The 12,954-nt window shown below is 67.0% G+C and carries 12 protein-coding genes; 4 read left to right on the top strand and 8 right to left on the bottom strand.

Annotated elements, in window-relative coordinates; translation table 11 throughout:
• Nucleotides 1-5: 5 nt before the first annotated feature.
• On the bottom strand, nt 6-1,040 hold the full coding sequence (asd, locus tag EKH81_RS09185) for an aspartate-semialdehyde dehydrogenase (RefSeq protein WP_132058252.1): 1,035 nt from the start codon (nt 1,038-1,040) through the stop codon (nt 6-8).
• A 493-nt stretch (nt 1,041-1,533) separates the two neighbouring features.
• On the bottom strand, nt 1,534-1,707 hold the full coding sequence (locus EKH81_RS09180) for a 30S ribosomal protein S17e (RefSeq protein WP_132058251.1): 174 nt from the start codon (nt 1,705-1,707) through the stop codon (nt 1,534-1,536).
• A gap of 127 nt (nt 1,708-1,834) precedes the next feature.
• Between EKH81_RS09180 and EKH81_RS19320 the strand changes: the two genes are divergently transcribed.
• The gene (locus EKH81_RS19320) at nt 1,835-2,002 is read left to right on the top strand and encodes a hypothetical protein (RefSeq protein ID WP_202935103.1); all 168 of its coding nucleotides are present in this window, start codon (nt 1,835-1,837) and stop codon (nt 2,000-2,002) included.
• A gap of 42 nt (nt 2,003-2,044) precedes the next feature.
• On the opposite strand, the gene EKH81_RS09175 is transcribed toward EKH81_RS19320, so the two are convergent.
• The 4 genes from EKH81_RS09175 to cofD are packed head-to-tail and all read right to left on the bottom strand — an operon-like array spanning nt 2,045 to nt 5,236.
• Entirely contained in the window at nt 2,045-2,629 is a 585-nt protein-coding gene (locus EKH81_RS09175; RefSeq protein ID WP_132058250.1) for a DUF447 domain-containing protein, read from the bottom strand.
• Nucleotides 2,626-3,471: a triphosphoribosyl-dephospho-CoA synthase gene (locus EKH81_RS09170; RefSeq protein ID WP_132058249.1), complete on the bottom strand. Its 846-nt coding sequence runs from the start codon at nt 3,469-3,471 to the stop codon at nt 2,626-2,628. Before EKH81_RS09170 ends, EKH81_RS09175 begins: the two co-directional genes overlap by 4 nt.
• Nucleotides 3,468-4,229 (bottom strand): tRNA-dihydrouridine synthase, encoded by a 762-nt coding sequence (locus tag EKH81_RS09165; protein WP_132058248.1) that lies wholly within the window; start codon nt 4,227-4,229, stop codon nt 3,468-3,470. The genes EKH81_RS09170 and EKH81_RS09165 overlap by 4 nt, the downstream gene beginning before the upstream one ends.
• Nucleotides 4,229-5,236 (bottom strand): 2-phospho-L-lactate transferase, encoded by a 1,008-nt coding sequence (gene cofD / locus EKH81_RS09160; RefSeq protein WP_132058247.1) that lies wholly within the window; start codon nt 5,234-5,236, stop codon nt 4,229-4,231. Before cofD ends, EKH81_RS09165 begins: the two co-directional genes overlap by 1 nt.
• Nucleotides 5,237-5,369: 133 nt before the next feature.
• Between cofD and queC the strand changes: the two genes are divergently transcribed.
• Both queC and EKH81_RS09150 read left to right on the top strand, forming a co-directional pair.
• On the top strand, nt 5,370-6,098 hold the full coding sequence (gene queC, locus EKH81_RS09155; RefSeq protein WP_132058246.1) for a 7-cyano-7-deazaguanine synthase QueC: 729 nt from the start codon (nt 5,370-5,372) through the stop codon (nt 6,096-6,098).
• 231 nt (nt 6,099-6,329) lie between these two features.
• On the top strand, nt 6,330-6,902 hold the full coding sequence (locus EKH81_RS09150; protein WP_132058245.1) for a putative glycolipid-binding domain-containing protein: 573 nt from the start codon (nt 6,330-6,332) through the stop codon (nt 6,900-6,902).
• Between the two features lie 245 nt (nt 6,903-7,147).
• Here the strand turns inward: EKH81_RS09150 and EKH81_RS09145 are convergent, their stop codons facing one another.
• Both EKH81_RS09145 and EKH81_RS09140 read right to left on the bottom strand, forming a co-directional pair.
• Nucleotides 7,148-10,693, bottom strand: coding sequence for a PKD domain-containing protein (locus tag EKH81_RS09145; RefSeq protein WP_132058244.1), 3,546 nt, complete (start codon nt 10,691-10,693; stop codon nt 7,148-7,150).
• 248 nt (nt 10,694-10,941) lie between these two features.
• Nucleotides 10,942-11,856, bottom strand: a complete 915-nt coding sequence (locus EKH81_RS09140; RefSeq protein ID WP_132058243.1) for a DMT family transporter — start codon at nt 11,854-11,856, stop codon at nt 10,942-10,944.
• A gap of 67 nt (nt 11,857-11,923) precedes the next feature.
• Between EKH81_RS09140 and EKH81_RS09135 the strand changes: the two genes are divergently transcribed.
• Complete coding sequence (locus tag EKH81_RS09135; RefSeq protein WP_238392154.1) at nt 11,924-12,781, top strand: DMT family transporter; 858 nt, start codon at nt 11,924-11,926, stop codon at nt 12,779-12,781.
• The last annotated feature ends 173 nt before the right edge of the window (nt 12,782-12,954 follow it).

Genomic DNA, 12,954 nt, shown 5'->3' with positions numbered 1-12,954 from the left:
CCCGATTAAATCCAGCCGTCGCTCGCCAGCAGTTCGCCGTTCAGCACCGCCGCGCCCGCCGCGCCGCGGATCGTGTTGTGCGCCAGCGTGTTGTACTGGACGCCGCTCGCGGTCTCTTGGACGCCGCCCGCCGCGATTGCCATTCCGTCGCCGACCATGCGGTCGAGTCGGGGTTGCGGTCGGTTCGGGTCGTCGAACACCTCGATGAGCGGGTCGGGCGAACTCGGCAGGTCGAGGCTCTCGACGCCGCGGAAGGCGTCCTCCACGTCAGTTGCGGACACGTCGTCGGCCGTCTCGGCCCAGACGTTTTCGAGGTGGCCGTCGATGGTCGGCACGCGGTTGCACGACGCCGACACCTCGACCGCGTGGTGGTCGAGTTCCGCGCCGTCGAAGGTGCCGAGGAGCTTCTTCGATTCGGTCTCCATCTTCGACTCCTCGCCGCCGATGTGCGGGAGGACGTTGTCGATGATTTCCATCGAGGTCACGCCGGAGTAGCCGCCGCCCGAGACCGCTTGGAGGGTCGAGACGTGGACGCGCTCCAGACCGAACTGGGCGAGCGCCGAGAGCGTCGGGACCATCGTGATGGTCGAGCAGTTGGGGTTCTTGACGAGCGCGCCGTCCCACCCGCGCTCGTCGCGCTGGACTTCGAGCAGGTCGAGGTGGCCGGGGTTGATTTCGGGAATCACGAGCGGCACGTCGTCGGCCATCCGGTCGTTCGAGGAGTTCGACGAGAGGACGTAGCCCGCCTCCGCGAATCCGGGTTCGACCTCGGCGGCCACGCCGGAGGGGAGCGACGAGAAGAGGAGGTCCACGTCGTCGGGCACCGCGTCGGGGTCGGTCTCGCGCACCGTGAGGTCCGCGACCGATTCCGGAATCGGGGCGTCGATGCGCCACTTCGCGGCCTCGCCGTAGGAGAGACCCGCGCTCGATTCGCTCGCCGTTACCGCCGCCAGTTCGAACTCGGGGTGGCCGTCCAGCAACTGAATCGCTCGCTGGCCGACCGCGCCCGTCGCACCGAGGATACCGACTCGTACGGTCATTGTCGTGGGTGAGCGCTACGGCAGGAAAACGGTTTGGATACCCTTGGTTCTTGCACAACGACCTTTTACTGCACACGACCTTTTGCTGCGCTCGCGCCCCAAGAGGCGCTCGCTGGCAAAACGTCGATGAAAATCCTGCGTCACCTCCTCCTTCGCTTCGAGCAAGGCGGCTCCGCCGCCTTGCTCTCGCTCAGTCGAAGGTTCCTTGGTCCGCTCGCTCACTGCGTTCGCTCGCGGTGGATTACGGTGTGACCCGTGGAAAGTATCGCCGGGCGAAACGACATTTGTTTCGACAGCTTCGACCTTCCCCTGCGGTAGAGTACAAGTGATTGTACCGCGACGAGCGTAGCGAGGAGCGGACCAAGGAACCTTCGACTGAGCGCAGGCGGTGCGCTCTGCGCACCGCCAAGCGAAGGAGGAGGTGACGCCGTGTTTTTCATCAACGTTTTGCAAGGGAGGCGCGTTTATGCGCCTCCCGCAGCAAAAGGTTGTTTTACTTCTTCCGAGTGACGTAGCCCGCGATGCGGTTGCGGACGCCCTTCGACTCGATGTTGGTCAGTTTCGTGACGCTCTCTTTGTTCTGGTCGAAGTCCTTGGTGAAGGCTTCGGGGTATCGGTCGAGCAGTATGGTGCCAGTCTTCTTGACGTAGTCGGGCTTGATTGGCATACCCGACAGTTTTCCGTTGCGAACCTTAAACCCATTCGTTCGCGGTCGTCGGTCACCGTGGTAATGCGTAACCCTGAATACACTTGCCTTCTGAGGCTTCGCCAAGACCAACTCTCGCCCGATAGTCATGGATAACAAAAACATCGACGACGCTGCGTTTCAAGAAGAACTCGAAGAGCTAGTCCTTCGGTCGTTCGGGGAGGGAAAGGACGTAGAAGGCGTCTGGGACTTGCGATACGCGCCCGAGGAGATTCCGGACTGGACCGTTACAATCGACCGCAAAGACACCTTCTGAGGCCCGTCAAGGTGCCGCGGGCGTTTCCCGGCCGGTCGCGCGCTACGAATCGACGGACTCCGCGAGTCGGTCGAGCGCCTTCTGAACGCGGTCGTCGCCGCAGTTGCGGCCCACTTCTACGAAGTAGTCAAATCGCCGCCGGAGTTCGGCCTGGTCGTAGGCGTCCACGCCGAATCGCGAGGCCGCGACCGTCGCTTCGACCACGGCGTTGAATCCGCGACGTATCATCGGGACGACTTCGCGCTCGACGCCCGCGTCACGCGGTCGGAGTTCCCATTCCTCCCACGACGTGCCGCCCGATTCGCCCGAGTCCACCTGTTCGGCTTCGACTTCGACCCACGCGTCGGCGGCGTCGAGGACCGGCGCTTCGACCTCGAAAATCGAGTGGGTAGCGTCCACGAACACCACGGGGTCGCGAACGAACTGGACGTAGCCACCGCCCTGCCGGTGGAAGTTTCGACGGGTTCGGGTGTTCCCCCAGGTTCTGGCGGTCACGTGATTCCCGGCCTCTTCGGGCGGGTGGAGGCCGAGCGCCGCGACGTTCCACAGGCCGTTCGGGCCGAGCGTGGTCACGACAGATTCGGTGACGCCGCGAAACTCGACCGGCCAGTCGGCGTCCGAACTCACACCGACACCTCCCCGCGCGCCAGCGCGACGAACAGGCCCGCCGCGGCGATGTCGGCGGTCGTGCCGGGATTCACGCCGTCTTCGACCAGCGAATCGGCGAACGCCTCGATTACCTCGGGGCCGCCTTCGAGCGCCTCCTGTGCGCGAACTCTGACGCTCTCGGCGACCTTTCGGCCGTGGCGCTTCGCGACGAGCGTGTCGGGTTCGCGCGCGAGGAGTTCGAGATAGACCTGCGCGCCCTTCGCAGTGACCGGCGTATCGAGCGCGGCGAGGTCGGCGACTCGGTCGGCGGCCCAGAACGTGCGCTCGAAGCCGCCGGTCCACTCGGCGGCCACGTCGTCAGCGTCGTCGCCGAGCGCCAGCACGTCGTACAGCGTGAGGTCGCGCTCCTCGACTGCAGGAATCGCGTCGGCTCCCCGGCGAACGTCAAGCGCCTCGGCGTCTTCCGGCGGGTCGGAGACGAACACGTCGGCGTGGTCGAACGCCCGGTAGAAGTCGGCGGCGTCCGCGACCGTCGTATTCTCGACCACGCGGGTCGCGCCCTCCGGCGAGAGGTCGCCGTCGGCGGCGGCCCGCACGAGGGGGACGAGCAGGAGAAGCGCGCCGAACTGGGTGTTGCCGCCTTCCTGCTGGCTCATTCCCGCGACTGCCTGTTCGAACGCTTCGCCCACGGGCGCGCCGCCCTCGGCCGCGCGCAGGCCCGGTCCCGCGCCCACCGCGCCAGCGAGGAAGTGCTCGAATCGGAGGTCCGGGAAGTCGCGCTCGCGGTCCACGTTGCCGGGCTTGGGCGTGCCCGAGACCTCCAGTAGGAGCGCCAACTGGGCGTTCTCGGCGGGCGTCATGCGCGCACCTCCGTTTCTTCCTTCTCGCCCGCGAACCACGCTGTGGTCGCGTCTCGGACTTTCCGGAGAACTTCGGGAGTATCGCTCGGCCTGCCGACGCTCACGGCGTCCGCGCCGTAGGCGAGGTACTCCCGGACCGTGGCTTCGTCGCGCACTCCGTTGTTGGCGACGACGAACAGGTCGGCGGCGTCGGCGACTTCGGCAATCACTCCTTTCGAGTCCATCGCGTCCACGTGAATCGCGTCGCCTCCGGCGTCGGCTATCGTCCGCGCGATTTCCGGGAGGTCCGCGCCCGGCACTTCCGCCCGGACTTTCACGCTCACGTCGGCCCCTGCGTCTGCCGCAACTGCGACCTGTTCGCGGAGTCGCTCGGAATCGCAGAGGAGGGTTTCACCCGCTCCGACTCGGCACATCTCGTCCTGTCGGCAGTGGGCGTTGAGTTCCAGAATGGCGTTGCGGTCGGCGCAGACCTTGGCGACCTCCCGGAGCGGCCCGAGCGAAGTCGTCCTGACGTTGACGCCCGCCCGGATGTTGGCGTCCGAGAGGGCGGCTAACTGGCGCTCGGCGAATTCGACGGGGTCGTCGGGCAGGAACTCCTCGCGGTCGCGGGCGACCAACTCCCGGGCGGCCTCTCGGGTGGGGCCATCGAGCGCGATACCGCCGAGGAACGCCGCGCCCGCGAACTCGGCTCCCGATTTTGCCCACTCGGCGTCCGACTCGCCGCTGAGACTGGCGAGCGCCACGCGCGGTTCGAACATCAGGCCACCTCCAGCGCGTCGGCGACCGCCTCGGCCACGCGCTCGGCGTCGGATTCGTCATCCATTCTCGTGTCGGTTCGGACCACCGGCCGGTCGAGGTCGGTGGCGTCGTCGTCGTCCAGCACGAAGGCGTCCGCGAAGGGGTACGCCGCCGCGACTCCCGCCGTCGAGGGGTCGTAGCCCACCGCGTCCATCAGTTTCGCGGCGGGACCCGAGAACACCTCGTCCTCTACGAACGGCGAGACGGCGACGACCGTAGCGTCTTCGAGCGCCTCGCGCAGGCCGTCGATGGCAGCGATGGGACCGATGCTCGTCACGGGGTTCGACGGGCCGACCACGACCGGCCCCTCCTCGATGGCCCCGAGCGCGGCGGGCGCGGGGGACGCGTCCCCCGCGCCCCGGAACTCGACCGATTCGACTTCGGGCGCGGCGCGGTGGGCGACCCAGAACTCCTGAAAGTGCATCTCGTCGGCGTAGTCGGAGGTCTCGGGTGCGTGAACGATGCTCGCCACCGGGTCGTCGCTCATCGGCACCACGTCCACCGGCACGTCGAAGGCGTCGGCAAGGGTTCGGGTGACTTCGGTGAGTGACTTGCCTTCGTCGAGGAGGCCCGTCCGAGTGACGTGGACCGCCCGGTCGCGGTCGCCGAGTTCCATGAACTCGGCGACCCCCGAGAAGCGCCGCCACCGGGCGAGGTCGCGGCCCGCGGTCTGGGCGTCGTCGGGGAGGTATCGCGGGCCGGAGTCGAGACCGGCGGCGTCGGCGAGCGCGCGGAGTTCGTCGTGTGTCTCGGTCGTGTCGTCGGCGATGCCCCACCAGCGGTCGCGGTCGAGCACGCCGCCCTGTTCGAACAGCACGGTGTCGATGTCGGGACAGACCAGCAGGCCGCCCAACTCCACGTCGTCGCCCGTGTTCCCGACGACCGTGGTATCGGCCGGGTCGAACACCGACTCGGCCCCCGCCAAGAGCTTGGGGGTTCCGGTGCCCCCCGAGAGGAACGTCGTCATGTGCCGACGTGCGTGTTCGGGGAGGTAAACGCTTGTGCTGTTCACACGTCTCTCGTGGCGCGCGTCGGTTCACGCCGACCGCTTTTTTGCGCGGACCGCACGATTCATCTCGCCGCCGCGCTAGTGGTCACGCATGAGCGATTCAGACGCCGACGGAACCGCCGGAAAGCGCGCGGTCGTCCTCGCCTCGGGCGGGATGGACAGCGCCACCGCGGCCTACCACGCCGCCGAAGCGGGCTACGACCTCTACCTCCTCCACACCTCCTACGGACAGGAGACCGAGAACAAGGAGCGCGAGTGCGCCGAGCGACTCGCCGACGAGATAGACGCCGCCGACTTCCTCCGCGTCGAGACCAGCCACCTCGCCCGCATCGGCGGGTCGAGCCTGACCGACGACGAGATGGACGTGGCCGACGCCGACCTCGATTCGGAGGACATCCCGACCTCCTACGTCCCGTTCCGGAACGCGAATCTGCTCGCGATGGCGGTGTCGTACGCCGAGGCCAACGACTGCGAGGCGGTGTTCATCGGCGCGCACTCCGAGGACTTCTCGGGCTACCCCGACTGTCGCCCGGCCTTCTTCGAGGCGTTTCAGGGCGTCGTGGACACCGGCACCAAGGACGACACCCACATCGAAATTCGCGCTCCCTTCGCCGACCGCTCGAAGACCGACATCGCCGAGCGCGGCGTCGAACTCGGGGTCCCCTACGAGCACACGTGGAGTTGTTACCGCGCGGAATCCCCCGCCTGCGGGACCTGTGACGCCTGCGCCTTCAGATTGCAGGCGTTCCAAAACGTCGGCGTTCGCGACCCCATCGACTACGAAGAGCGCCCCGAATACGCGGAATCGAAGTCGCACTGAGTGGTCGGCCTTGTCGAAACTCTCCGGGAGTGATGGGTTTCACGGTGCGTGGTGAATACGTCTCTGTATTCAGCATGGACTTCGTTGAGTTGGTCTCTGGTCGAATTGCGCAGTACAGGGCATGTGTGTCGCACGGAAGGCGGTTCGGCCGGAAAGATATTAGACCGGTAGAGACAGAAAAGTACGTATGGAAACCGGGATCGTGTTCGCGCGCCCAGCACCACTCCGTGTATGAATCAAGACGTATTTTGGTCACCGGTTGACGGGATTGGAATCGAATCTCTACATCTCATCGAGGACTCAGCAGGTGCCGCTGCTGAGAGTTTCGTTATCGGGTCGGTCGATGGCGCGCCGTTTCGTATCCGCTACGAGGTCGAGTGCGACCGCCGATATCACGTTCAGCGAGTGGACGTTGCCACTCTCGGCCGAGAGTCAGAATCGAGAACACTTCGGGCCGATGGGGGAGGCAAATGGTCCGATGGCCGAGGAATGGAGGTATCGACGCTGAACGGATGTATCGACGTAGACATTTCAGTAACGCCGTTCAGCAATACGCTACCAATTCGACGATTGGAACTTGACCAGAACGAGTCAGCCGAGGTGCAGGTCGCGTATATTACGGTGCCCGAATTACAGGTCAAGGCAGTCTCTCAGCGGTACACCTGCCTCGAACCGATCGGCGAGAATGGTGGGCGGTACCGGTATGAAAACGTGTCGAGTGGCTTCACCGCCGAACTACCGGTTGATTCGGATGGACTCGTCACTGATTATCCGGGACTGTTTGACCGAGTCTCTCTCCCGTAACCGCGATACATCTGCGGGTCTACTGAGCGGTTGGGTCAGAACCCTCGGCACAAAACAGACGGAGCTACCGTGCTGCGTCCGCTTTTTTTATCGAGCAGGACGCACGCTAATTATTTATTTTTCGACAGAATCGAACGAACGCAGAAAGCGAAAGACCACCTCGAAAGCCTCCGCCCCGTCGGCGTCACCGACTGATTCGGGGCGAATCGTGTCACCGGCCGATTCCGACGGTTCGTGTCACCGAACTACGCCGACCCGGAGCGCCGCCACCGGGCGACCAGCACGGCCGCCGCGAGCGCGACGACCGTCGCGCTCGCGCCGAAGCCGGGAATCGGCGCGCTCGCCCCGTCCTGCGGGTCGTCGGTCGCCTGTTCGTCCTCGGCGACCAACTCCGCGGTCCGGTCACCGACTTCGACGGTGTACTCACCTTCCGCGCCGACCTCCTGAACGAAGGTGACCGCCTCAGTCTCGCCCCCGGCGACTTCGACCGTCCGCGTCTCCAGGTCCTCGCCGAACATCGTGAGCGTGACGTCGTGTTCGCCCGCGGCCCCGCCCTCGTTCTCGACGTTCGCGGTGATTTCGACCTGCTCGCCCGGCGCGATGGTCGATGCGTTGAGCGCCACGTCGGCGACCGCGATGTCGGCCACCGGGTCGGCGACCGCTACGGTTCCGACGCGCTCGCCGTCGATGCCGACCTCGTGGGTGCCGGGGTCGAGTCGGTGCTCGAACGCGATGTCCGCGGTCTCGCCCCCGGAGAGTTCGACCGTCTTCGAGTCCACGACCTCGCCATCGACCGTGAGATTCGCCGCGGTTTCGACCGACTCGTCCCGTTCGTTTTCGACAGTCGCGGTCACCGTCACCGGGTCGCTGGCCGCGATTTCCTCGGCGTCGAGCGAGGCGTCAGTCAGCGTCACCGCGCGGTCGCCGCCGACCGCCACGGGCGCGAGCGCGTCCGTGTCCGCCCGGAGAACGATTCCCTCGTCGCGCCGCTCGACGGTCGCGTTCACTTCCCGCCACTCGCCGTCGATTCGCTGGAAAGCGGCGAGGTCGCCCGGTGCGAGTCCGGCGTCGTCGAGGCGGTCGCGCGAGACGACCACCTCGTAGCTCGCGGTCTCGACGGTCTCGGAATCGAGGTACGCCGCGCCGACCCCGAGCGACCCGAGGAGTTCGTCGGTCCGGAGTTCGCTCGCGTTCTCGGCGTCGCGCTCGGTCTCGACCACGAAGTGCGGGTCGTCGCTCCCCAGCGTGACCGTCACCGATTCGAACCGCACGCCGGATTCGTCGGCGACCTCGCTCTCGGGCAGGGCGGCCCGAATCTCCTCGTCGGCCCGGCCGTTTCGCACGTCTACCGCGGCCGCGTTCGGCCCGCGCTCCTCGGGCGTGGTGATGATGGACGGTGGTCCTGCTCCCGTTCCGCCTCCACCGCCGCTCGAACTGCCACCCGAACCGCCGCCACCCGAGTCATCATCACCGTCACCCGAGTTCCCGTCGTCGCCGTCACCGGGATACGGACTTTCCCGCGCTTCCACGGTCATGCCAACGCTCGCGTTCGCGGCGTTCTCGTTCCCGTCCACGACGACCACGGTCGCGGTGTAGTTCCCGACTTCGTCGTACTCGTGGCTCTCGGTCGCGTCCTCGGTGGTCGCGTCGATTTCGCCGTCGCCGTCGAAGTCCCAGCGATATTCGGCGATGCCCTCGTCGTCGGTCGAATTGTTCGCGTCGAACGTCACCGAATCGCCGACCGCGGTTTCGTTCTCGCCGACCGTCAGGCGCGCCGTCGGCGGGGTCGTGTCGGGGGCTTCGACCGTCACCTGCGCCGCGGTCCGATTGACGTGACCCCCGCGGTCGGTCGCGGTCAGCGTCACGGTGTAGTTTCCGGGCGACTCGTAGACGTGACTCGCATCCTCGCCCTCGGCGGTCGTTCCGTCGCCGAAGTCCCACTCGTAGCTCGCGATGCCGCTCGGGTCGCTCGCCGACCCCTCGACCTCGACCGTCTCGTTGAACTCGACCGATTCGGGCACCGAGGCGGTCACGTTCGGCGGGCGAGCGGGCGTCACCTCGACCGTGACGTTCGCGGTGTCGGCGTTGTCGTTCCCGTCGATGACCGTCACCGTCGCGTTGTACGTCCCCGCCGACCCGTAGGCGTGGGTCGCGTTCTGCCCGGTGGCGGTCTCGCCGTCGCCGAAGTCCCACTCGTAGCCCGCGATTTCGCGGTCGTCGGTCGAGTCGCCCGCGTCGAACGTGACGTCCACGTCAGCCTCGACTTCCTCGCGGTCCGCGCTCGCGTCGGCCTCCGGCGGGGTCGTGTCGGGCGGCAGGACTTCCACATCCTCGGTCTCGGTCGCGTTCTGGCCGCCCTCGTCCACGACTTCGAGCGTGACCTCGAACGTTCCGTTGCCGTCGTACCGGTGGGTCACGGTCTCGCCGGTCGCGGTCTCGTTGTCGCCGAAGTCCCACCGGTACGCCGCGATGCCGGTGTCGTCGGTCGAATTGCTCGCGTCGAAGACGACCTGCTCGCCCTCGACCGGGTCGTCGGGCGACGAGATTTCGAGTTCGGCGTCCGGCGGTTCGTCCTCCCCAACGGAGACGCCGACCTCGGCGGTGTCGTTGTATCCGCCGCGGTCCACGACCGTCACGGTTGCGTCGAAATCGCCGGTCTCGTTGTAGACGCGACTGACTTCGGCGGACTCGGTCGTTCGGTCCACCTCGCCGTCGCCGTCGAAGTCCCACCGGTACTCCGCGATTCCCACGTCGTCGGTCGAACTGCTCGCGTCGAGGACGGTTTCGAACCCTTCGGTCGGCGACTCGGTGGCGACTTCGAGTTCGGCGTCCGGCGGGTCGTCTGTCTCGACCGTGACGTTCGTCGCCGCCGCGTCGGTGTTGTCGCCGCCGTCCACGACCGTCACGCCGACGCGGTACTCGCCGGTCTCGTCGTACGTGTGTTCGACCTGGGCGGACTCGGTCGTCCGGTCCACCTCGCCGTCGCCGTCGAAGTCCCACCGGTACTCCTCGATACCGCGGTTGTCGCTCGACGCGCTCGCGTCGAGTGAGACCGGGAATCCGGCGACTCCGTCGCTCCCGGAGAGGTCGGCGTTCGGCGGCGTCTCGTCGGTGCAGTGGCCCGCCCGAATCGTGACCGGGCGGTCCATGTCGAGGCCCTCCACGTCCGGACCGCCGAGGCTTCCCGTGAGGAACTCCCACGCGGTGAGTTCGCCGGTCCTGTCGAGGTCGTCGTAGAGCGCGGCGTCTTCGTTGAACTCGGGAGTGACCGTTATCTCGGTGCCCGCGTCGTCGAGACCGTTGAACGCCCCGCCGTCGGTCCGGTCGCCGTACCACGTCCAGTCGATTCGATTTCGGGAGATGCGGTCGTCTCGGCCGTCGTAGTTGTCGTCCACGATGGCCCACTCGCCGTCGTCCGGCAAGCCGCTGAACCGGAACGTCGCGGCGCTCCCGCCACCGGTCCCGCCGCGCTCGTTGTGGACCATCACGAGGCTCACGCCGTCCGGGCCGTCGTAGAGGAACATCCGACTCGCGTCCTCGCGCGGGAGGTGGTCGGGCATGTACGAGCTGTAGGTGTATTCGTCGCTGTTGAGCGGATTCCGGTAGTCGTAGAACGATTCGACGTCTTCGTCGCCCTGCAGGGGGGACACCTCGAAGCAGTCGTCGCCCTGCTCGACGACGAAGGTGTTCTCCGCCGCCGTCGCTGTCCCGCCCGACAGCGAGACGACCGACGCGACCAGCAGGAGCGTGACGACTACGACGAGTACGGGGTAGGTTCGTATCCGGGTCATTGTAGCGGGGTTGCGGCGCACGAACGGCCCGTCGCTCGAATCGGACGGCCGTCCGACAGCGCCGCGTCTGATGTCCACCGAACTGTACGGCGGTTTACCCCGAATTTCGCCGATTCGACCTTTGTTATACGTCGTCTGCCGGAGAATAGTCCGTCCCGGACTCCGACCGCCGGACGGGCTTACTCGTCACTAGCGTCGTCCTACCCGACTTCGAACGCCGAAAAATCGGGTCGCTCGCCCCTCGCGGCTCACTCCCCGCCGGGCCGCCCGGCCGCGGTGACGTAGATACCCGCGAGGACGACCGCACCGCCCGCGACTGTAAACACCCCCGGAACCTCGCCCAGAAGCGCAAGCGCGAGCAACGTCGAACCCACCGGTTCGCCGAGTAGGGAGACGCTAACCACGCTCGACTCGACGTACTTCAACGCCCAGTTGATGACCGTATGGCCGAAGATACCCGGGCCGATTGCCATCCCGACGAACAGAAGCCACTCCCTCGGCGGGTAAGCGGTGAGCGCGACGGTCTCGCCCTGCGCGAGCGCGACCGCGAGGAGTGTCACCGCACAGACCGTGTAGACCACGGTGACGTAAGGAACGAGCGCGACCCGCTGGCGGAGCGACCGCCCGGCGAGGACGTACCCCGCCGCCATGACCGCACCGACCAGCGCGAGCGAGTTTCCGTACAGGGGCCGCGCTCCCGCGAGCGCGGCCCCCGACAGAAAGCCTCCGAGCGACATGAAGACGATGCCGCAGACCGCGACGAGGATGCCGCCGACCATCTGGCGGGTGATTCGCTCGTCGAGCAGGGCCGCCGCGCCGATGGCGACGAACAGCGGTTGGGACTGGACGAGCGTGACGCTGGCGGCGACCGTGGTCCACTCCAGACTCTCGAACCACGTCGCGAAGTGGGCCGCGAGCGCGACCCCCGTGACGACCGCGATTGCGAAATCGCTGGCCGAGAGTCGCCGGAGGTCGTCGCGGTAGTACGTCGCGGCGAACGGCGCGAGCGCGAGCGTCGTGAACACCACGCGGTAGAGCGCCTTGACGATGCTCGGCGCGTCACTGAATCGGACCAGAATGGCGCTGGTGCTGACCGCCACGATGGCGACCGCGAGGGCGGCCATCGGCGGAGTGCGCTCTTCGAGACTCGCCAGCGCGTTCATCGTGCCCGAGATTGGACGGACATCGTTTAGTCGAATCGGTTTTGTATCCCGTCTTCGAACGCCGAGCGTGGACCGACTCGGAACCGCGCTGGTGCTGGTCTCCGCCGCCGGATTCGGTACGCTGGGCATCTTCGGGAAACTCGCGGACACCGCGGGCCTCTCGATAGCGACCGTGCTGGTGTTTCGGTTTCTGCTCGCGACCGTAGTCGTGTGGCTCTTGCTGGGCGTCCGCGGCGACCTTCGGCTCCTTCGCGGTCGCTCGCTCGCGCTCGGACTCGGACTCGGCGCGGTCGGATACGCCGCCCAGAGCGGCCTCTACTTCTGGGGTCTGACGTTCATGACCGCGGGCCTCGTCGGCATCCTCCTCTACACGTACCCGGTGTTCGTCGTCGGTATCGCGGCGTTGGGACTCGACGAGCGAGTCACGCGCCGGACGGTCGCCGCGCTCGGTGCCGCGCTCGCGGGCGTGGCGCTCGTCACGGGCGCGGACCCGGCAGGCGCGGACGTGCGCGGCGTGGCGGTCGTCCTCGGAGCCGCGCTGGTGTACGCGGGTTACATCACGACGAGTCGGGTCGCGCTCACTACCGTTGACCCGCAAGTCCTCACGGCCCACGTCCTCCCGGCAGCGGGCGTCTCGTTTCTCGTCTTCGGGAGCGCGACCGGGCGACTCACGGTACCGGCGACAGCCTACGAGTGGGGAGTGGTCGTCGCCTTGGCAGTCGTCGCGACCGCGATTCCCGTCCTCGCGTTCTTCGCGGGCCTGCGGCGAATCGGCGCGAGCAACGCGAGCATCGTCAGCACCGCCGAGCCGGTGGTGACGCTGTTGCTCGGCGCGGCGATGCTCGGCGAACCGATTACGGCCGCGACGGTCTCGGGTGGCGCGCTCGTCCTCGGCGGCGTCTTGCTCGTCCAGACCGGCGAGTAAGCGTGGTGCTTGTCGTTGGCTCAGCCGTGTTTCAGGTTAGTCGGACTGGCGGTTACGAGGTAGGGCGGTTTCGCCGCCGTCCGGCGGCGAAACCGCGTTGTGACACTGCTGGCTGACCCGCCAGCTATCTGCTCGCAACCGCGAGAGGACAGTTCACGTCCTCCGCGGTGGCG

Origin of the sequence: Halorussus amylolyticus (genome assembly GCF_004143485.2) — an archaeon.
Classification (GTDB): Archaea; Halobacteriota; Halobacteria; order Halobacteriales; family Haladaptataceae; genus Halorussus; species Halorussus amylolyticus.
This window is presented reverse-complemented; position numbering and strand designations above follow the sequence as displayed.